Below are 19,921 nucleotides of genomic sequence, written 5' to 3'. Positions count from 1 at the left end.
CTTGACTGACTGCATGAATCAGAGAAATATGCGCGGAATTCTAGCGACCGCTGTCGCTGCGCTGACCGTGGCAGGCGGTGTGGCGTTCTTTGTCCACCAATCGCCGGACCGGTTCTCCGCGGTCGCGTTGTCGATCGATATTCCCCGTGGCGACCCTGGTTCGCCCGGTGCGGGGGTCTTCGACGACCAGTCCCCCTCGGTGGCCAATCTGGACCCCGCATTGCTCGATGCGCTCCGTCGGGCCGCCGTCGACGCGGGTAGCGAGGGGGTGGAATTCGTGGTCACCAGTGGCTGGCGGTCCGCGGAACATCAGACACGGCTGCTGCACGAGGCGGTCGGCAAGTACGGGTCCGAGGCCGAGGCCGCCCGATGGGTGGCTACCGCGGAAACCTCCGCGCACGTGTCGGGTGACGCGGTCGACATCGGGCACAGTGCGGCGACGGCGTGGTTGTCCGTCCACGGCGCCGCCTATGGGCTCTGTCAGATCTACGACAACGAACCCTGGCATTACGAACTGCGCCGCGACGCCGCGGAAAACGGCTGCCCGGCACGGTTTTCCGATCCCACCGAGGACCCGAGGATGCACCGGTGACCACTCCCCGGCCCGCCACGCTCGTCGCGTTTCGGTTCTGCGTGGTCTATTTCGTTCTGTTCTGCCTGCTGAACACCTATATTCCGTTCGCGTTGCTCGGCGTCCTCGGGCGCTGGGTGCGCCGTTATGTGAGCCCGTGGGACATGTCGCTGACCGACCCCGTCACGGGGTGGGTCGGCCGGACATTCTTCGGCGTCGACGCGGTGCAGCACAAGGATTCCGGTGCCGGTGATCAGGCGGCGGTGTGGGTGCTGGTGCTGTGTCTGCTGGTCCTCGCGGTGGTTGTCGCCGCGGTGTGGACGGCATTCGATCGCCGCACCGCATACCCCCGGCTCACCGCCTGGTTCTTCCTGTTCCTGCGGTTGTGCCTCGGTGCGCAGATGGTGGGGTTCGGGTTCGCGAAGCTGATTCCGACCCAGATGCCCGGGCCGTCGTTGGCACAGCTGCTACAGCCGTACGGCGATCTGAGTCCGGCCTCGGTCCTGTGGTTGCAGGTGGGCAGTTCCCCCGCATACGAGATGTCGCTCGGTGCTGTGGAAGTCGTGGCGGGTCTGTTGCTGTTCTTCGCCCCAACGATGGTGCTCGGTGCGCTGTTGTGCTTGCTCAGTACGGCTCAAATCCTCCTGCTGAACATGACGTTCGACATCCCGGAGAAGTTGCTCGCCGCGCACTTGATGTTGATCAGCCTGGTGCTGCTCGCGCCCTATCTGAGGCGGCTTTCGGATGTCCTCGTACTGCAGGGGGGTTGCGCGCCGCTGTCGCTACCGTCGCTCTTCGCCGAAGAACGGAAGAACCGCATCGCGAAAGGGGTCGTTGCGGGTCTGGGACTCTGGGTCGCACTGGCCGGCGGGTACGACCGGTGGGTGGTGTGGCAGGAACAGCACGGGGCAGGTAGCCCCAAGTCCGAGCTGTACGGGATCTGGGACGTGCGGGAATTCACCGTCGACGGACAGGTCGCTCTGCCGCTCACGACCGACGAAACCCGTTGGCAACGATTGATTTTCGAACGTCCTGGGTCGGCCACCATTCAGCGGATGGATGGTGAATTCGTTCCGGTGGAAGCCGAGCTCTCCTCCGGCGGGCAGCTCGAACTCGCCCGACCGACGAGACCACTCGCGACTGTGTCCACCCAGAGACCCACCCCCGACCTCCTGATTTTGCGCGGGGAACTGCACGATCGCCCGCTCGTCGTCACCTTGGAACACCTGGACCTCGACAGCTTCACCTTGCGCAGCCGCGGGTTCCACTGGGTGCAGAACTATCCGTATTTTCGCTAGCTGACATGTCCACTCGGAACCGGCCCGCTCGACGCGCGCGTGCAGCGGCTGCAGGCGGCCGGTGTAGGCGTCGTCTGATTCAGTGGGCGAGTTTGAGCCCGACCACGCCTGTCACGATCATCGTGAGGAACAGGAGCTTGAATATCGTCACCGGCTCCTCCCCGGTGGCCATGGCGAAGGCGACCGTGAGGACCGCGCCGATACCGACCCAGACCGCATACGCGGTACCTACCGGAAGTTCGCGCATCGCGATCGCCAATCCGGCCATACTCGCCAGCAGCGCCGTGAAGAACAGCACCGACGGCACGAGCCGGGTGAAGCCTTCGGATTTGCCGAGTGCGGTCGCCCACACAGCTTCCAAGAATCCCGACACGACAAGCAGAATCCACGACATCGCAGCCCTCCTCGGGCCGTCTTGTCGCACTCCGGGTACGGCACCCCTCGTCCGGAAGCCCGATCGCCGGGCTCTCTGCCACCATGGCACGCCGGCTATCGGTCGGCAAGCGATGGTGGTTCGTCTCACCAGCGGTGATGTCGGTGGGTAGCCGTAAACTCCGGCAGGTGGGGAGGATTCGGGAAACGGGCGGTGGACTCGCGCTGACGCTGCCGAGCGTGGCGCTCAACGGTGTCCTGGTCTACGTCGTGATCGTCGGCGTCGGCTGGTGGGCGGCGATCATCGTGCTCGTGCTGTGGACCGGGTTCGGGTGCGGCCTGGCCAGCGCACTGTGGTTCCATCCGAATCGGGGCCGAGCGGCAGCGGCCTATGGATTCCGCAAGCCCGTCGGGGCGGAACCCGATATTCTCGCGGCCGCCTGGGCCGAGGTCACCCGGAAGGCGGGGGTGGATGGCTGGCCCTACTCGCTGTGGGTGCAGCAGTCGGCCGCGTTCAACGCGTTCGCGGCGCCCGCGCGCATGGTCGCGGTGACGAGCTGGGCGATCGAATCGCTTCACCCACGGCAGCTGGCCGCGGTGCTCGCCCACGAACTCGGCCACCATCTCATGCTCGATCCACGTATGCGACTGCTCGACGCCTGGTTCTCGCTCCCGGCCCGCATGGTCAGGGGTATCGGCAAGATCCCGGTCCGCGCGGCACGTGGTCCCGGCACTCTCCGATGTCTCGCGCGAGCGGCGATCGCGGCGGCACTCCTGGTGGCCGTGGCATTCTTCCTCACACCACGAATCGGCGAACCCGCCGTCGCGGTGCTGATCGCACTACTCGTCCTGGAACCCCTGACCGCGGCGGCGCGCGCACGGCGCGGAGAGTTCGCCGCCGACCGGATGGCTGTTCATCTCGGGTACGGCCGCGAACTCCACGGCGCGCTCCGCAGGTGGCTTCCACACGAGACAGCTCACACATCCGCACTGCTCGCGGCCCGCGCTCGATGGCTCGACTCACATCCGCCGATCAGGCAACGGCTGCAAGTGATTCGAAGCGCCGCGAACTGATCGCTTCGACCGCCGGGGCGCATCCGCCGGAGGTGTTCACCGCCGTGCCGCGATGCGGGCCCATACCTGCGGGTCGGCGCGGAGACCGCCAGGCGTGTCGGCACCGTACCGCGCGATGTGGGCGTCGAGGTCCAAGGGAGCGGTCAACGAGGTTCCGGGGGCGAGGGCGTCCTCGACGTGGTCGTCGGGCACCAGCCAGCACACCTCGAACTCGATGCCGTCGGGGTCGCGCGCGTAGAGCGCTGTGGTCGACCCGTGGTCGCTCGCACCGGTCAGTGCGTTCGCCGCGAGCAGACGACCGCGGATATCGGCGAGCTCGCGCAACGTGTCGACCTCCCAGGCGACGTGGTAGAGCCCGACCGATCCCGGCGGGCCCGCCGCGGGCCGCCTGGCCTGGAACAGCCCCAGGTCGTGATCGTTGGCCGAGCCGGGGTGACGCAGGAAGGCACCGCCCGGGAAGCCCTCGGCGAGTCGCTCGAAGCCGAGGACGTCTTCGTAGAAGGCGATGCTGCGCTCCAGCTCCGCGACGAACAAGACGATGTGGTTGATTCCCCGCATGGCGATGACCTCCTGGCCTACGACTGTGGGCGGTCGTCGGCGTCGACACGCAGATCCCGGCCCGTGACCTCCACCGTAGCGACCAGGGCGGCCAGGCTGAGGGCGGCGGTGACCACGATGATCCCGCTCAGCGCGACGCTCGACCCGTCGAAGGCCACCAGCAGGCTGCTCGCGATCAGCGGGGTGAAGCCCGCGCCGACGAGCGCCGCGGTCTGATAGGCGATGGACACACCGGTGTATCGCACACCGGTGGGGAACATCTCCGACAGCATCGGGGTCAGCGGCGCGTACATCAGGTTCTGCAGCAGTTGCGCGAACATCAGCGCGCCCGTCATGATCCACCACGAATCGCTGTTGATCAGGCTGTACAGGGGGAAGGCGTAGATGACGGCCCCGATCGCGCCCGTCATCATCGTTCGCCGCCTGCCCAACCGATCCGACAGGGCCGCGCTTCCGGGAATGGCGACGATCGAGACGACGACCACCAGCAGCAGCGATCGCATCACCTCACCGACCGCGTAACCGATGCCGGTCGCGTAGGCGATGATGTGCGAACTCGTCAGGGCGGTCAGCGCGAACGGCGCGAGACCGGCGAATACGGCGGGGGCGAGCAGCCGGGGGCGGCGCAGCACCTGCACCGCGGGAATCGCGTCCCGCGGTGGCGCGGCGGCGACGAAAACCGGACTCTCGGCGACCCGCAGCCGCACATACATCCCGAGCACGAGCAGGGCTGCGCTCAGCAGGAACGGCAACCGCCACCCCCAGGTCGAGAACTGTGGTTCGGGAAGCTGGGTCACCGCGGCGACCGCTCCGGTGGACAGCAGGAAACCGAGAGGTGTTCCCAGCTGCATGATTCCGGCCCAGCGACCGCGATTGCGCGCGTCGGCATGCTCGACGACCATCAGCGCGGCACCACCCCATTCCCCGCCGACGGCCACCCCTTGTACCACGCGCAGCAGCACGAGCAGGATCGGCGCGGCGACACCGATGGTGTGATAGGTCGGCAGCAGGCCGATCGCCGCGCTGGCGATACCCATCATCAGCATCGTGATCAGCAACATCGACTTGCGGCCGACGCGGTCACCGAAATGGCCGAAGATCACGCCGCCGAGCGGGCGTGCGACATACCCGGCGGCGAGGGTGCCGAACGAGGCGATCGTGCTCAACGCCGGATTCGAGCCGGGAAAGAACAGCGGCCCGAACACCACCGCGGCCATCGTCCCGTACAGCAAGAAGTCGTAGTACTCGATCGTCGTACCGAGCAGGCTCGACAACGCCGCACGGCGACGAGCCCTCACATTCGCCTTCTCGGGTGGCAGCGTGGTCACCGAGACTCCTTCGGTTCGGCCGCGAGATCCTCGTTCGACATCGCGGTCACCGCGACGTTTCCAGCGCGACCCGACGACCGGCAATACCGCCGACCACTGAGCGGAATCTTCGGTGACTCCGGCAGCGCGAAGCCCTTGCGCGCCTTCGGCGTTATCGCTGATCGCGACCCTGCGGGAATTGCGCGACAGCTTCGTCGATCAGGCCGCCGAGCTGGTCGGCGGTGATCATGCCGCAATTCACGAGCCCGGCCAGCCCCTGCAAGGTAGCGAGGAAGATCAGTGCGGTCCGCTGCGGGCTCGTGTCCGGCGACTCGTCGGCCAGGCCGCGCTCGAACACCAGCAACATCGGCGCGAAGGCCGCCTCCGCGGCCGTGCTCACGGCCTCGCCACCTTCGCCGTGTTCGTGGGCGAACATCAGCTCGGCCAGGTTCGCCTCGGACGTCACGAAGTCGAGGTAGGCCCGGGCGAGCGAGCGAATCTGCGCGCGGTAGCCGGGCGCGGCTTCGACCGCGTCCCGCAGTCGCGTGCCGAGCAATGCGAACCCTTCGACGGCCAGTGCGTCGTGAAGCTGCCGGCGGTCAGGGAAGTGCCGGCGCACTGCGGCGTGCGAAACGCCGACGGCGGCGGCCAGCTCACGCAGCGACAGCTCCGAGGCTCCTCGGTCACGCACCACCGGCGTCGCCTGCTCCAGGACGGCCTGGCGCAAGTTGCCGTGGTGGTAGGGGCGGTCGGGCGTCATGCGGGCAGCCTATCAAGGATGTTTCCGTTGACTAGATTGTTTCCAGTGGATACATTGGCTTCATGCTGACACTTGCCTCTCCTTCTCGGATTCCGGATCAGACCGGCCGCACCGTCATAGTCACCGGCGCCACCAGTGGGATCGGCCGTGCCGCCGCAGCTGTCCTCGCCGCCAAGGGCGCACGGCTCGTACTCGCTGTCCGCGACCAGGAAAAGGGCCGTGCGGTCGCCGCCGAAATGAATGGAAGGGTCGAAGTTCGTCCGCTCGACTTCCGCTCGCTGGCATCGGTCCGGCAGTTCGCGGACGGCATCGACAGCACAGTGGACGTGCTCATCAACAACGCCGGAACCATGACCGATTCGCTACAGCACACCGCCGACGGTTTCGAGCTCCAGTTCGGGGTCAACCACTTGGCGCCCTTCGCGTTGACGAACCTGTTGCTCGACCGGATCACCGACCGCGTCGTGTCCACCTCGTCGACCGCATACCGCACCGCGCAGCTCGATTTCGACGACATGCAGTGGGCGCAACGCCCCTACAAGCCGTTCGGCGCCTACGGTGCGTCGAAGTTGTCGGTCCTGCTGTTCACCGCCGAACTACAACGCCGCCTGAGCGCGGTCGGCTCGTCGGTCATCGCGACCACTGCGCATCCCGGCTGGGCCGCCACCGGCTTCCGGATCACCAGCGGTAACCGGCTCATCGACGCCCTGTCGGCCATCTTCACGCCCGTGCTCGCCCAAGGCCCCGACGCCGGTGCGCTTCCCACACTGCTGGCGGCCGTCGGTGACATCCCCGGCGGCAGTTTCGTCGGGCCGAGCCGCTTCGGCGGTGTTCGCGGTCCGGCAGCGGTGGGCGAGATATCCCCTGTGGCCGAGGATCCGGACTCCGCCGCGCGGCTCTGGCGCGCCTCCGAACAGCTCACCGGCACGCGCTTCCCCTTCACCTCCGCGTCGCCCTCACCCACCCCGACCACAGACGTCTCCGGAGCATGACGCTGCGGCGCATCAGTACGGTGAACGAGAGGTGTTGCGGCTGGACAACTTCGAGCCCCATCGGCCCACACGAAATGCCCATGGGCGTGTACACCGCAGACATCGGTGGTCACGAGGCCATCCGTCTGACATCAGGCAGCGTGAGGGCTGTGTGGGCCGGTCGACCGGTGGTCGGGGCCGACATGGTGAGGTCGCGGAGTCGACGGTTGCGGGCTTGCAGGGCTTCGGCCGTGGTGGGAAAGAGGGCCGCTTCGCCGGTGGAGATCTGTGCTTGGTTGAGTTCGACGAATGGGTGGCCGGCACGTTCGTAGGCGGTGAAAGCGGTGGCGTGGTCGTCGTGTGCGGCCAGGGATTCGGCGAGCATGTAGGCGCCGACGAGCGCGAGGCTCGACCCCTGCCCGGTCAGGAACGACGGTGCGTAGGCAGCATCGCCGACGGGGACCGCACGCCGGCCGAACAGCTGTTCGTCGGTCCGTTCACCGTCCGCGCCCACGTGCAGCGTGCCATGAACAAACTGCACGCCCGCGATCGCGCACAACTCGTCGTCATCGCCCACCAGACCGGACTGGTCGACCACGCCAACGACGGCGGCCTGCCGTGACCTCCGGTTGTGTAGAGCGCACTCGGAACGAAGGATCCGCATCGAGTCAGCGGCCGAATCCTCAGTCAGGGCAGTGTGGATCCTCGGGCTGCGGATGGCCGACCGTGGTGGCGAGGATGGTTCGCGCGACCAGTTCGGGATCGTCGATCATGGGGACGTGACCGACGCCTCGGAGGACTCGGAAGTGAGTTTGCTCGGGAAGGCGTAGCCGGGCGATGGGGGTGTTCACCGCGAGCGGCAGCAGGCGATCGTGCTCGGCCCAGGCCACCGTCATGGGGCACGGAAGATCCGGCAGCGGTGCGATGTACTCGTCGGTGCTGAGCAGGTCGGTGGTGACCGGGCATTCGGTCAGGTCACGGACGATGTCGAGGGCTTGCGCACTGCTGATGCGATCGCCGCGAGTCGCCACGTTGCGCAGTGCGAGCCGCCGGATCAGGGGTGACCGCAGGCCGAGCGGCGCCAGGGGCCTGCCGAGGCGAGCGGTCGCCGCGTCACGAGCGATGATCGAGGTGCCGTGAGTTTGACTGGCGCAGCGCGGTTCCCAGAACCCGGCCGGAGACAGGGCACATACACTGCGGGCCCGGCCCCGGCGTGCCAGTTCGATCGCGACCCATCCACCCAGGGAGTTCCCGGCCAGATGCACCCGATGAAGGCCGAGGGTATCCAGCAGCGCTTCGATGTCGTCCACCAGATGACTCACCCGTGTGGGCCGCTGTGTCGGCTTCGGTCCGTCGCGATGGCCCAGCAGCGTGGGTGCGATGACGTGGTGGTGCGGCGCCAACAGCGGCACAACCTCGGCCCAGGCGCGTTCCGACATCGTGAGGCCGTGCAGCAAGACCAGCGGTGGTCGGTCGGCGTTCATGCGCGGCGCATCGCTTCGAGGCGGTCGAGCAACGCCTCGAGGGATTCTTCGAACTCGTCGGCCGCGCGGTCGGCCGCGAGGTGGCTCTGCAGGCGATGCACGTTCGGGTAGTCGGCCAGATCCGAGGATTCGTGCTGTCCGGGCTCTGCGGTGGTGATCGGGCTCAGCTCGACCCCCTTGGTCGCTACCTCGAGCAGGAGGTGGCCCAGCAGGAACGTGGCGAAGGACCGGTAGGCCTGAACCGCCTGACGGTCGTCGAATCCGTAGCCAAGCATGGTGTCGAGGAAGGACTCCATCCAGTTCAGGCTGCGCAACGGCGGGCACAGCCAGGGCGCCTGGGGCGGGCTCGACGCCATCAACGGGAACACCTCGGGGTGCTCGATGGCGACGCGGCGCACGCCGTGCGCGAGGCGCTGCAGATAGCCCTGCCAGCTGCCGCCCGCGCCGTCGGGCTCCATCAGGTTCTGCTTGTAGAGCTGGTCGACGAGGTGATCGACCACCCCGGCCAGCAGGTCGTCACGCCCGGACACGTATCGGTACAGGGCCATGGCCTCCACGCCGAGCCATGAACCGAGGCGGCGCATCGTGAGGTGCCCCAGGCCTTCCTCGTCGATCAGCGCGATCGCGGATTCCAGGATCAGCACCCGATCCAGTCGCGGGGCGCGCCGAGCACCTCCGTCGCGTGGACTGTTGTCGCGCAGCTCGGCGCCCGAGTCGATCGTGTCCTCGCTCAGGGCGGAGCTCCTGTCAAAATCCTCGGGCCCTGGTCTTCCAGCACGCCACTATAACCCCAGGATACCGGGGTGTTCCGGTTCGGCTCAATGTACCCCGTCACGCGGTCGTCGATACACCGGTTTACAAGATAAACCGCAATATGTTTATCTTGTAAACGAGGTCGTGGGCACGAGCCGCTCGGTTCGGGAATTGAGGAGTGACGTGATGGACAAGCCCGCGATGCTGCGGATGGACAGTACGGCGCGCACGACGCCCGGTTACTCCGACCGGCAGTGGGCTGTGCGCGAGGCGGTGCTGAAATGGGCACACAACGAAGACCTTTCCGACAACACCGGGCGAGCCCTCGGCGCCTTCGTCGTCGGGGCGTCGGTCGGTTGGCCGGGCGAGTCCCTCACCGAGAACGAAGTGGTTCGTGCGTCGCAGTGGTTGACGAGGATGGGACTGTTCGACTCCGTCGATCTCGACCCGGCCTTCGGTCACCGGACAACGACCTATCGCCCTCGGATCACCGCCGAAGGAATCCGCGTCGCTCGCGGCCAGGGTGGAGTTCGCGGGATTTCCTGGCCGGGCATGACAATTCGGCCGTCCACGCCGCCGAGCGATCTCACTCCTCCGCCGCAGCAGACCGGGTAGTCGATCCGGCTGTCAGGTCGGCGAGAGTCGGACCTTCGCCGTTGCTCGCCCGAAGATCTTCCGCCCCTGAGATAGGGCGACGATTGCCACGACCGCTGTCCGATGCCGAGGATCGACGGACCTCACGGTCCCCGAGAACTCGACACTCGCTCCGGCACTGGTCACATAGACCGGACTGGTGAACCGGACCGCATATTCGAGGACGGCGCCGGGATCGCCCAGCCACGAGGTGAGATAACCCGCTCCCAGACCTACAGTCAGCATGCCGTGAGCGACCGGAGCGTCCAGGTTCACCGCTCGGGCGGCCTGCGGGTGCCAGTGGATCGGATTCGGATCACCCGCCACACCGGCATAATTGACCAGATCTCCGAGGGTGAGAGAAAAGACCCGTGGGGGTAGCTTCGCACCCTCCGCGACGGACTCGAAGGGCCGCGTTCGGCCGCCGCGCGCGCCCTCCGATTTCGGCCGAGGATCAGATCCATCGCGTACCCGTGGACGGAGTCCGGCACCCGACGGTCGGTCGTGAAAACCGCGCATCACAAGGACATCGGCCGAGTGCGACCTTGCGGCCCCGACCTCGGCTCGACCGACGAAACTTGTCCGCGAAGTGATCAACGGGCAGTCGTACTGGTCGGTGATCTCGGTCTTGAATTCGAAGAGTTCGCTCCCGAAGGCTCCGCGAAACGACTCGAAACCCACCTCGCAGCTCAGTGCGTCGCCAGGACGAATCGGCCTGTGGTAGTTGACAACCTGATCGGTCTGCATGATCCGGCTCAGATCGTATCCACCGGCCACCGTGTCGAACATCGCCCTTTGCGCCCGAAACGCGGGAATCGCGAAGAAGGTGAGCGGCGCGATCAGCCCGCCGTAACCGAACTCCATACCGGCGGCTTCCGACCGATGCACCGGATGACCGTCCTGGACCGCGCGCGCGAATTGACGAATCTCTTCGCGCCCAACGACATACCGGTCGTCGCAGCGATAGGTGCACCCCACCATGGTCGACGGGTGGAGGGCAACGACCGCCGCTCCCCCGATCTTCGCGCTGGTCATCGCCATAGCGAGCAGAGTAGTGTCCGCTGCCGCGTCGGCGGTGCCACCAGAGCCCGGAGTGTCGAGAGCTATCGGAGCGAATGCGCCCACGACAGCGGCCCGCCACCCTCGGCCGGTGACGGTCACAGTCCAGCTTCGAGCTTCGCGCTTCGCCGTTCGACCGCGATCTCGAATCCGATCGTGACGGTGGAATTCGTTTCGGCCAGCCACCGTTTCGCAATGGCGCAGCCGGGTAGCCGTGTTGTAACGAGCCACGAGGCAGGAGGGAAGGGTCATGACGAGACCGGTACTGAAAGCCCGGCGTCGCAGCACGGTCCATCACGAGGACCTGGAGGTCGACTTGGACTCCCTCACGCCCGCGAGCACGCGGATCATGGTGCGCGAATTCCTCGCATCCTTACCCGAAACCGCTGTCGCGGACACTATTCAGGTATTCGACGAACTCGCGAGCAACGCCCGCCGCCACGGGCTCCCACCCCGGCGTGCCCGGCTGTCGCTGAACCACGTCCCCGACCGAGTACGCATCGAAGTAGCCGACACCGGCCCCGGTGAACCGCACCCACGCGCCCCCGACCACACCGGCGGTCTCGGACTTCGCTTGGTGGACAACCTCGCCGACACCTGGACTTGTAGCCGCTACGACGGGCACAAGACCATTCAGGCCGAGCTCACCTTCGCCCACGGCGTCCGTCCGGCGGCGTGATCGGCACATCGCGCGGCGACTCGTAATCGTCCGTCATCTGGGCAGCGGGGTGTCGGCCTTGAAGCGGTCGCCGGGGGGAAGTCCGCGTAGTACGGCGCTGGTCCAGGCCACCGCCGGTGGCCAGCCGGCCGTGGCGTTGACGAGGTGTTCGGGCAGGGGCATGGTGTAGAACCGCAGGTCGGCGCCGCGGTTCCAGTAGTCCTGGACCGTCGGTAGCACGACGTCGGCGGGGATCAGTTCGTCCCAGATGCCGTGCCACCAGAAAATCGGGCTGTCCGGAATGTGGTGGCCGAGGCTCTGTTCCGCGAGAATCCGCATGACCTCGGGGGTGGTGTCGAGCGACTTTCCCGGCTTGAAGTAGGCACTGATCGGCCGGTACGCGCCGGCCGCCGCGATCGTGTACACACAGCGCTTACCCATGTCCGCGACAATCGTTTGCCCCTCCGGGGTCAGCAGTTCCTCGGCGTCGAACGCGTCGGGGAATTCTCGTGACAGCGCGGCGAATCCGAGCCACATGGTGAAGTTGCTGATACCGGTGAGCCCGGGCTGTGCCGCCACGGCGAAGCGGGCTTGGGCCTGCAGATCAGCGGGGAAGCCGCCGACCGCGGTGCCGAGCAGTCGCACGTCGGGCGCGTAGGTCCGGCGCAGTTCGGCGGCGCGGATCGACCCCGAGCCACCGCCGGAATAGCCGTAGAGCGCGATACCGGAATCGGCCAGCCCCAGCGCCGAATTCTTCATGGCGCGCAGGCTGTCGAGCACCATCTTGCCTTCGTCGTAGGTGTTGAAGGTGTTGAACTTGCCGTCGAAGTCGGCGACATTGATCGCGAAACCCTGTGCCAGCCAATAGACCGCGAGCGCGGCCTCTTTCATCGTTCCGGTTCGCAGTGTGTAGGACGGATTACACGACGAGTCGGTCGAGTCGATCGCCTCCTGGAACGACACCACCGGACGCGGGCTGCCCGACCAGGGGATGCCGGGAATGATCACCGAAGTCGCCGTGGCGATCGGATTGTCGTGCACATCGTTGCTGCGATACAGCAGCTGTTCGGTGTGGACGGGGAACGGTAGCCCGAGCAGCCGGGTCTGCACCGTGCGGGAACGGATGATCTGACCGGGGGCGTAGGAACCCAGGTCGGCCGGGTCGTCGTACCACGGGTCCTCAGCGGGAACCGGAATCGGCAACAGATCGTAGAGCTGGGGTTCGGTGGGCAATTGCGGCAGCTGATTCTGATCCGGCGGAAAGCTCGGATACGGATCGGCCGCGGCGACGGTGGTGCCCGATACCGCCAGACACATCGCTGCCAGCGGGGCCAGCGCCCATCTCCGCCCAACTCTCGGGTTCTTCATCGAATCCTCACTTCGGTAGGTGACGCCGATTACAACACGCCACCTTGTTGATAACAAGAGCTCTTGTTGCAATTTCGCATTCGATACGCTGATCTGCGTGACATCGATCGAAAAGCGCCCACGGCGAATTCAAGGCCTCGACGCCGAGCAGCGCCGGGCCCGCAGGCGCGAGCAGATCCTGCACGCCGCATTCGAGCTGATCGCCGCCAACGGATACCCCAACACCTCCATCGAGCAGATCTGTCAGACCGCACTGGTCGGCAACAAGGCGTTCTACGAGTTGTTCGACAGCAAGGAGGCCTGCTACCTCGCCCTGCTGCAGCAGGTCAGCGAGCGATTGCAAGCCGACGTCGCCGCCGCGCTCGCTCGCGCGCAGGGCGATCGCGACGCCGTCGTCGACGAGACCCTCAGCGCCTTCGCACACGCCCTGGTCGACGACCCCCGCGTCGCGATCGTCACCTTCGGTGAGGCGAGCGCGATCTCGGCCACGGTCGAACAGCAGCGCCGCACCAACCGGAGGTGGGCGGCCGAGTTCCTCGAAACACTGTGGCGCGACTACGGATTCGTGCCCGCCACCGGTTCGCGGGTCGACCTGCACGCACTGGCTGTCGCCACCATCGGCGGGCTGTTCGACACGGTCTCGGACTGGCTGCACCACACCACCCGCGGCACCTCGGGCGACATCGACACCCTCATCCGCGACCTCACGGCATTCACCCAGATCGTCCACCTCGGCCTGGGCGCAGCCGCGCGGCCACCGGACTCGAACAACTAAGAACAAGCGCTCTTGTTTCGAACAAGAGCCCATGTTGTAATTGGCCGCACCTATCGAAGGAGCAGCCATGCAGTGCCGCATGCATTCCGTTGCCACCGCCGCACGTCAGATCGGTGCGCTCCAGCGATCCGGGGTCGTCGACCTTCGGCGACCACTCCAGGTCGCGCGCACCGCGCGCACGATGCGCACCTACGGCCCGATCGCCGGTGGCGTACGCAGCTCCGCGCACCGCACGCCGGACCGGATCGCGCTCATCGACGGCGACCGGCGGATCAGCTACCACGAACTAGACGAGCGCACCGATGCCATCGCCGCTCGCTGGTACCGGGACGGGCTCGGCGCCGACCACACCATCGGCGTCCTCTACCCGGACGGGGCGGCACTGGTCGAAACCATGATCGCCGCAGGAAAACTCGGCGCGCGGCTGGTTCTGCTCAACACCGGTTTCGGCGCCACCCAGCTCACCGATGTGCTGACCCGCGAGCAGGTCGACGCACTCGTCGCCGATCCGAGTCTGCCCGTGGCGGCCACGCCCCTACCCGACACCATCACCGTGCTCACGCTCGAGGGCGGCCTCGATGCGCAACGGCCACCGGCGCCGACCCGGCAGGGTGGTTTCGTCCTACTCACCGGCGGCACGACCGGAACACCCAAAGGCGCGCCACGTCGGGTCGAATCCCCCTTGGCGGCAGCACAATTCGTCGACCGGGTACCGCTGCGACGCGAGCAGACCGTGCTGTTGTGCGCGCCGTTGTTCCACGGAACCGCGCTGTCACAGTTCATCCTTTCGCTCAATCTCGGTTCCACTGTCGTGCTGCACGGCAAATTCGACGCCGCCCGCGCGCTGGCCCAGATCGCCGAACATCGCGCGGATATGATCGTGCTGGTTCCGACCATGCTGCGGCGCATTCTCGATCTGAGCCCGGAAGTGTTGTCGCGCACCGACACCGGCTCGCTGCGGATCGTGTTCACCGCGGGCGCGGCGCTACCCTCGGCGCTCGGCACCAGGGCGATCCAGACGTTCGGACCTGTCGTGTACAACTTCTACGGCTGCACCGAAACCGGCACCGCCACCATCGCGACCCCGCAGGACTGGACAGCCGCACCCGGCACCGTCGGCAAGGCGCCGGTGGGAATCACTGTCGCGCTCTACCGCGCCGACGGCACCCGGATCACCGAACCCGACGTGGTCGGGACCGTATACGTCGGCAACTCGATCGCCTTCGCCGGATACTCCGGCGGCGGATCCAAGCAGGTCCGCGACGGCCTGATGAGCACCGGCGATCTCGGCCACTTCGATTCCGGCGGAAGACTTTTCATCGACGGCCGCGACGACGACATGATCGTTTCCGGCGGCGAGAACGTCTTCCCCGGCGAAATCGAAGACCTCCTCTTCACCCACCCCGCGATCACCGAAGCAGCCGTCATCGGCGTCCCCGACGACGAATTCGGCCAACGCCTCGCCGCCTTCATCGTCCCCACCGGCAACCTCGACGCCGACACCGTCCGCACCTACGTGAAAACCCACCTCGCCCGCTTCAAAGCCCCCCGCGACGTCATCTTCCTCGACGACCTCCCCCGCACCCCCACCGGCAAGATCGACCGCCGCACCCTCCTCACCCTCAGCTGAGCACCGACGCTGCCGTTCAGCGCCTCAGACCGAGAAGCCTGCGCCGGTCAGAAGGTAAGTGCTACCTCCCCGACCATCGCCGCGAGCAACGACCTTGCGATCGGCCCGCGGCGTGGTCGGGTGTCAGCTCTCGATGGCGGCGTGGAAGGCGACGGTGTCGAAGATGTCTTCCATTCGGGTGGCTTTGCCCTCGCGCATGGTCCAGGAATGCAGGAAGGGCAAAGTGGTCGAGGTTCCGCTGCGGGCGATGACCTGGCGTGTTCCCAGGACGATGACGCGGTCGTTCTGTTCGATGAACTCGACCGGGTCGAGCACCATGCCGCCGAGCACCGACGGGACACGAGCGAGGAACTCCTTGATCCCCTCGTGGCCGATCTTGGTTCCGCCCAGACCGTACTTGTGCATGCCGTCCGGGTGTACCCATTCGACATCGTCGTGCATGGCGGAGAGGATCTTGGCGACATCGCGGGTCGCGAAACCCTCGTACGCGGTGCGGATTACCGCGATGTTCGGCGTCGTCACCTGAGCGTGGTTCATCGCGGCGTCACCTCGCGAACGTGGGCGGGGTAGTGCGCGGCGAGGGTGCGCCGGATTCCCTCGCGCCAGTCGACGGTGCAGGGGCCGGTGATGGAGCGGCGCATTTCGGGATCGAACTGGTAGGTCTCGCGGGTGACCTCGGACGGGACGAGCTGCGCCTCGATACCACTGAGTTCTTCGAGGTAACGGACGCAATCGGTGATTCCGACCGACTCGTCACCACCCCAGTTGACCACCCGGGCAGGTACCGACGCCGCGTTCCACAGCGCGGGGACCTGGGCGACGAGATCGTCGGTGTAGAGCAGCGAACACCAATTCTGGCCCTCGAGCGGAACCGGAATCGGTTCGCCTGCCAGCATCCGCTTGAAGTACAGCATGGGCACCCCACCGTATCCGCCGGGGCCGTAGGCGATATTGAGCCGGGCGATCGTGGTCGGCAGTTCGAGGGTGTTCGCCAACGCTCGCACGGTGCCTTCGGCCGCGATCTTGCCGACCGGGTAGGTGGGCAGCCAGTCGGCGACACCGTCGATCGGGTCGGATTCGCGATAGGCGTGGTCGAGGGTCTGCCGTTTGTACAGCGCGCCGGTCGACACGAACAGAAACGCCTCGGCGGTGCGGCAGTGGGTCATCAGCCGCGCGCACGCCGTGGAGTTGACGGTGAGCGCGTCCTCGAAATCGGTGCCGTCACCGCGGTGGACCGCCGAGTGCAGCACGTGGGTGAAATCGGTCGGCAGCTGCGCGTAACCCGCGGCCGTCGTGTCGTTCATGTCCCAGTGCCGGGTGATCACGCCGGAGGCGCGCAGTTCGTCCTCGACGCCCGGTGTGCCGAAGCGACCGAGGCACCAGACCTCGTTGTGGGCGGCGAGCGCCTCGGCGACCGGTCTGGCGACCTGCCCCGTGCCGCCGGTGATCAGAATCTTCTTGCCCTGCAACGTATTTCTCCCTATCGGTCGGCGTCGGCCGATGCCAGCGCGCGGTCGAGTTCTTTGCGCAGAATGGACTGGAACGCGGTGACGTGCCGTGGTCCCATCAATGTGTAGTGCTCACCGGGCACATCGATGTAGCGGTTCGCCTCGGTGGTGAACTCGTCCCACCTGCGCAGTTCGTTGTCGATCCAGTCCTGTTTGGTGCCGCGCAACGGGACCGCGCAGAACACACTCATCGAGCGGACGGCCCCGCTCGGCGTGTAGGTACGGCCGAGGCCGGTGAGCCCGTCGGCGAGCTCGGCCCACGCCGTGAACTTCGTCAGATCCAGGTCGAGTTCGGCGACGCGGTCGGGCGGGGCGAGTTCGATCAGGCGGGCGAGCTGGTTCCCCTTGGACAGCGCTCGCAGTTCGGCGGGCAGTTCGACGGCTTGGCGCTTGGTGATCAGGTCGAGGAACATCGCGAGATTCGTCGCGGTCTCGGTGAAATCGAGCTCGTCCATGCGGTATTTGATGTGCGGTGGCAGGTTGAAGCTGCCGAGGAAATCGACCCGTTCGCCCTCGGCTTCGAGCCGCTTGGCGATCTCGAACGCCACCGCGGCGCCGAAGGAATAACCGGCCAGGGCATACGGACCGTGCGGTTGCCGCCGTCGGATGGCGCTCGTATAGACATCGACCATCTCGTCGAACGTGTGGAACGGCTCCTCCCCCTTGTTGAAACCGCGGGCGCGCAGCGCGTAGAACGGACGGTCTCCGACGAAGTACTTGGCCAGATTGACGAACACCAGGACCTCGCCGACACCGGGGTGCACACAGAACAGCGGCGTCTTCGTACCACTGGTCTGCAACCCCACGATCGGATCGTAACGGCGCGGTCCGGCACCGCCCTCGTCCACGACAGCTGCCAGCTCCCGCACCGAGGGTGCGGTCAGGATGGCGATGATCGGCAGGTCCGCCACCCCGAAGCGGCGCGCGATCTGCTGCTGTAGCCGAAGGATGTCCAGCGAGGTGCCACCGAGATCGAAAAAGCTGGCCGTGGCACTGATCTCGGTTGCCGGAACATCGAACAGCTCCGCGTAGACATCGGTCAGGATCGACTCGGTACCCCCCTGCGGTGCCGAGTATCCACCGAGCTGGCGGGTTGTGAGTGCCGCGGTGTCGGCGATGACGTGGTCGTAGCCACCTGATTCGAGCTGTTGACGCATGCGCGGCCGCAAGGTCTTGCCGAGACTCGTCTTCGGGAAGTCGGCTTTGCTCAGGGGCAGAATGAATCCGGGGCGGAACCCGCACAGCAGCACCACCGTGGAACGGACGGCCGTCAGTAGGCGGTGGAGGTCGGCTTCGTCGGCGGTCTCGGCGTGCAACGCGATCACGAGCTGTTCGGTGTCACTGCCTGGGCGACGCGTCGGGAACGCGGCCACATAGCCACGGGCGATTCCGTCGAGTTCTTCGACGGCCGTTTCGATCTCGTGGCTGAAGTAGTTCACGCCGTTGACGATGATGCTGTCCTTGCTGCGACCGACCAGCGTGAGCCTGCCGTCGGTCAACCGGCCGAGGTCGCCCGTGCGGAACCAGCCGTCGGCGGTGAACGCCGCGCGGGTGGCCTCGTCGTTGTTGAAGTAGCCGCGGGTGACCATGGGGCCACGCAGCTGCACCTCCCCGGCGGCACCCACGGGTAACGATCGCCCTTCCTGGTCGGCGACCCGCAGCCGCAATCCGGGCACCGGATGTCCGACGGCGGCGAACTCCTGCCCGGCGTCGGCGTTCGGGAAGTCGCGATTGTAGATGCTCCCCGCGCAGGTTTCGGTCATCCCGAACGCCGGCCACAGCGCGGTCTCGCGCAGACCATAGGCGGCGAAGGTGTCGAGGAACCGTGTTCCGGTCGCGACGACATTGGCTTCGCCGCCGCTCACGATATGCCGCAGGCAGCTCAGTTCGAGACGGGCACCGTCGATGTCGGGTTCGAACAGCGTATTCAGCTGCCCGAGCAGGAAATTGGGTGTGAAGGTCATGGACACCCGGTGGCGGGAGATGATCCGCAGGAACTCCATCGGATCGTCGGCGACCACCTCACTCGGCGCATGGATCTGTCGCGCACCGCAATACAGCGGCAGCAGATGCGTTTCGAGCAGGGCGGCGACGTGATCGAACGAGATCCAATTGAAGGTGATGTCGTCGGGATTCAGGTGCTGTACCGCGGCTTTGGCCGCCATGGAGCTGAGCAGATTGCCGTGGGTGAGTGCCACCGCTTTGGCGTTTCCGGTGGATCCGGAGGTGAGTACCAGGAGCGCGAGGTCGTCGGCGGAGGCGAGGTACGGGGTCGGCTCGTGTTCGCCGGTGCGCAACGATTCCACCGTCACCGTCGCCAACCCGGGAACCGCGGGCATGGTGTCGTCGATCGACTGCGATGTCACCACGAGTGGGCGTTCCAGCAATTCGTCGACATGACGCAACGCGCTCGCCCAGCGGGTCGGATCGGTGGGCTGGGCGACCATGGGACACGGCACGAACCCGCCGAGGAAACACGCCCACAGCACGGTGACGAAGTCTTCGTGATCATCGAGCAGGAGGGCGACTTTCGACTGCGGACGCAGCCCGCGCTCGCGCAACGCACCGGTGAGCGACAAGGCCTCGTCGAGCAGTTGAGGGTACGAACGGTGCACCCGCACGGTCGGTCCGTCGCCGGTGCGCTGCAGGTAGGTCGTGCCGCTCGTGGGGTGGTGCCGGGCGGCGTGCAGGAGAATCTGAGCCACCGACCCGGCGTCGTTGACCGCGTGTGGTACAGGAATGGTCGAAATATTCGATGTAGCAGTCATTGTGCCTATCCACTGATCAGAGTTGCGCCGTGGCGCGATATTCATGCGGTGGCGAAGACCTCGTCGTACTCCAGCCGTGGCAGCCGTCCCATCCAGGCGTCCGGGCCCGGCTTGCCGATGTTGATGACGCACAGCGGGACATGCCTGCCGTCGGGGAAGAACTCTCGTCGCACGGCGTCGGCGTCGAAGCCGACCATCGGGCCCGCCGCCAGACCCGCCGCGCGAATGCCGACGATGAGGTAGGCGACCTGCAATGCGGCGTTGAACGTGGCCGAGGGTTCCCGGACCGCCGGATCGGCGAAGACGTTCTGCGGGTTGTCCATGAACGGAACGAGTTTGGGCAACTCGTCGTGGAAGTCGAGATCGGCCGCGAC

The 19,921-nt window shown here is 66.6% G+C and carries 21 protein-coding genes, 1 pseudogene and 1 riboswitch; of the genes and pseudogenes, 9 read left to right on the top strand and 13 right to left on the bottom strand.

What is annotated here, in order from left to right; genetic code table 11:
* The first annotated feature begins 28 nt into the window (after positions 1-28).
* Both AB0I35_RS31090 and AB0I35_RS31085 read left to right on the top strand, forming a co-directional pair.
* Positions 29-592 carry a M15 family metallopeptidase gene (locus AB0I35_RS31090; protein WP_357399882.1) on the top strand — a complete coding sequence of 188 codons (564 nt, stop codon included), beginning with the start codon at positions 29-31 and terminating at the stop codon, positions 590-592.
* Entirely contained in the window at positions 589-1,869 is a 1,281-nt protein-coding gene (locus AB0I35_RS31085; protein WP_357399881.1) for a DoxX family protein, read from the top strand. The genes AB0I35_RS31090 and AB0I35_RS31085 overlap by 4 nt, the downstream gene beginning before the upstream one ends.
* Positions 1,870-1,948: 79 nt before the next feature.
* On the opposite strand, the gene AB0I35_RS31080 is transcribed toward AB0I35_RS31085, so the two are convergent.
* Positions 1,949-2,263 (bottom strand): multidrug efflux SMR transporter, encoded by a 315-nt coding sequence (locus AB0I35_RS31080; protein WP_357399880.1) that lies wholly within the window; start codon positions 2,261-2,263, stop codon positions 1,949-1,951.
* A gap of 10 nt (positions 2,264-2,273) precedes the next feature.
* Positions 2,274-2,340, bottom strand: a riboswitch (guanidine-III (ykkC-III) riboswitch).
* Positions 2,341-2,430: 90 nt separating this feature from the next.
* Between AB0I35_RS31080 and AB0I35_RS31075 the strand changes: the two genes are divergently transcribed.
* Positions 2,431-3,315, top strand: a complete 885-nt coding sequence (locus tag AB0I35_RS31075) for a M48 family metalloprotease (RefSeq protein WP_357399879.1) — start codon at positions 2,431-2,433, stop codon at positions 3,313-3,315.
* Positions 3,316-3,351: 36 nt separating this feature from the next.
* On the opposite strand, the gene AB0I35_RS31070 is transcribed toward AB0I35_RS31075, so the two are convergent.
* The 3 genes from AB0I35_RS31070 to AB0I35_RS31060 form a co-directional block, all read right to left on the bottom strand.
* Positions 3,352-3,873: a VOC family protein gene (locus AB0I35_RS31070; protein ID WP_357399878.1), complete on the bottom strand. Its 522-nt coding sequence runs from the start codon at positions 3,871-3,873 to the stop codon at positions 3,352-3,354.
* Positions 3,874-3,890: 17 nt separating this feature from the next.
* Positions 3,891-5,201, bottom strand: a complete 1,311-nt coding sequence (locus AB0I35_RS31065; RefSeq protein WP_357399877.1) for an MFS transporter — start codon at positions 5,199-5,201, stop codon at positions 3,891-3,893.
* Positions 5,202-5,352: 151 nt separating this feature from the next.
* Positions 5,353-5,940: a TetR/AcrR family transcriptional regulator gene (locus tag AB0I35_RS31060; RefSeq protein WP_357399876.1), complete on the bottom strand. Its 588-nt coding sequence runs from the start codon at positions 5,938-5,940 to the stop codon at positions 5,353-5,355.
* Positions 5,941-6,002: 62 nt separating this feature from the next.
* On the opposite strand from AB0I35_RS31060, the gene AB0I35_RS31055 reads away from it, so the two are divergent.
* On the top strand, positions 6,003-6,932 hold the full coding sequence (locus AB0I35_RS31055; RefSeq protein ID WP_357399875.1) for an oxidoreductase: 930 nt from the start codon (positions 6,003-6,005) through the stop codon (positions 6,930-6,932).
* Positions 6,933-7,041: 109 nt separating this feature from the next.
* On the opposite strand, the gene AB0I35_RS31050 is transcribed toward AB0I35_RS31055, so the two are convergent.
* Entirely contained in the window at positions 7,042-7,452 is a 411-nt protein-coding gene (locus AB0I35_RS31050) for a hypothetical protein (RefSeq protein WP_357399918.1), read from the bottom strand.
* Between AB0I35_RS31050 and AB0I35_RS31045 the strand changes: the two genes are divergently transcribed.
* Complete coding sequence (locus tag AB0I35_RS31045; protein ID WP_357399874.1) at positions 7,426-7,533, top strand: hypothetical protein; 108 nt, start codon at positions 7,426-7,428, stop codon at positions 7,531-7,533. The genes AB0I35_RS31050 and AB0I35_RS31045 overlap by 27 nt on opposite strands.
* Before the next feature lie 61 nt (positions 7,534-7,594).
* Here AB0I35_RS31045 and AB0I35_RS31040 read toward each other — a convergent pair whose 3' ends face one another.
* Positions 7,595-8,395 (bottom strand): alpha/beta hydrolase, encoded by an 801-nt coding sequence (locus AB0I35_RS31040; protein ID WP_357399873.1) that lies wholly within the window; start codon positions 8,393-8,395, stop codon positions 7,595-7,597.
* Positions 8,392-9,048 (bottom strand): TetR/AcrR family transcriptional regulator C-terminal domain-containing protein, encoded by a 657-nt coding sequence (locus AB0I35_RS31035; RefSeq protein WP_357399915.1) that lies wholly within the window; start codon positions 9,046-9,048, stop codon positions 8,392-8,394. Before AB0I35_RS31035 ends, AB0I35_RS31040 begins: the two co-directional genes overlap by 4 nt.
* A gap of 286 nt (positions 9,049-9,334) precedes the next feature.
* Between AB0I35_RS31035 and AB0I35_RS31030 the strand changes: the two genes are divergently transcribed.
* Positions 9,335-9,763, top strand: a complete 429-nt coding sequence (locus AB0I35_RS31030; protein ID WP_357399872.1) for a hypothetical protein — start codon at positions 9,335-9,337, stop codon at positions 9,761-9,763.
* Between the two features lie 12 nt (positions 9,764-9,775).
* Here the strand turns inward: AB0I35_RS31030 and AB0I35_RS31025 are convergent, their stop codons facing one another.
* Positions 9,776-10,822 (bottom strand): fused (3R)-hydroxyacyl-ACP dehydratase subunits HadA/HadB, encoded by a 1,047-nt coding sequence (locus AB0I35_RS31025; RefSeq protein ID WP_357399871.1) that lies wholly within the window; start codon positions 10,820-10,822, stop codon positions 9,776-9,778.
* A 268-nt stretch (positions 10,823-11,090) separates the two neighbouring features.
* Between AB0I35_RS31025 and AB0I35_RS31020 the strand changes: the two genes are divergently transcribed.
* Positions 11,091-11,519: an ATP-binding protein gene (locus tag AB0I35_RS31020; RefSeq protein WP_357399870.1), complete on the top strand. Its 429-nt coding sequence runs from the start codon at positions 11,091-11,093 to the stop codon at positions 11,517-11,519.
* Between the two features lie 33 nt (positions 11,520-11,552).
* Here AB0I35_RS31020 and AB0I35_RS31015 read toward each other — a convergent pair whose 3' ends face one another.
* Entirely contained in the window at positions 11,553-12,866 is a 1,314-nt protein-coding gene (locus tag AB0I35_RS31015; protein ID WP_357399869.1) for a lipase family protein, read from the bottom strand.
* Positions 12,867-12,963: 97 nt separating this feature from the next.
* Between AB0I35_RS31015 and AB0I35_RS31010 the strand changes: the two genes are divergently transcribed.
* Positions 12,964-13,641 carry a TetR/AcrR family transcriptional regulator gene (locus AB0I35_RS31010; protein ID WP_357399868.1) on the top strand — a complete coding sequence of 226 codons (678 nt, stop codon included), beginning with the start codon at positions 12,964-12,966 and terminating at the stop codon, positions 13,639-13,641.
* A gap of 67 nt (positions 13,642-13,708) precedes the next feature.
* Complete coding sequence (locus AB0I35_RS31005) at positions 13,709-15,271, top strand: AMP-binding protein (RefSeq protein ID WP_357399867.1); 1,563 nt, start codon at positions 13,709-13,711, stop codon at positions 15,269-15,271.
* 123 nt (positions 15,272-15,394) lie between these two features.
* Here the strand turns inward: AB0I35_RS31005 and AB0I35_RS31000 are convergent, their stop codons facing one another.
* The 4 genes and pseudogenes from AB0I35_RS31000 to AB0I35_RS30985 all read right to left on the bottom strand — a co-directional run.
* A complete protein-coding gene (locus tag AB0I35_RS31000) occupies positions 15,395-15,808 on the bottom strand; it encodes a nuclear transport factor 2 family protein (protein ID WP_357399866.1) in 414 nt (137 codons plus the stop codon).
* Positions 15,805-16,740: an NAD(P)-dependent oxidoreductase gene (locus AB0I35_RS30995; RefSeq protein ID WP_357399865.1), complete on the bottom strand. Its 936-nt coding sequence runs from the start codon at positions 16,738-16,740 to the stop codon at positions 15,805-15,807. The genes AB0I35_RS31000 and AB0I35_RS30995 overlap by 4 nt, the downstream gene beginning before the upstream one ends.
* An 11-nt stretch (positions 16,741-16,751) precedes the next feature.
* Positions 16,752-19,547: a non-ribosomal peptide synthetase gene (locus AB0I35_RS30990; protein ID WP_357399864.1), complete on the bottom strand. Its 2,796-nt coding sequence runs from the start codon at positions 19,545-19,547 to the stop codon at positions 16,752-16,754.
* A 41-nt stretch (positions 19,548-19,588) separates the two neighbouring features.
* Positions 19,589-19,921: pseudogene (locus AB0I35_RS30985) on the bottom strand (nitroreductase family protein); the annotation flags it as partial.

It is taken from the genome of Nocardia sp. NPDC050378, from assembly GCF_040655675.1.
Classification (GTDB): Bacteria; Actinomycetota; Actinomycetes; order Mycobacteriales; family Mycobacteriaceae; genus Nocardia; species Nocardia coubleae.
This window is presented reverse-complemented; position numbering and strand designations above follow the sequence as displayed.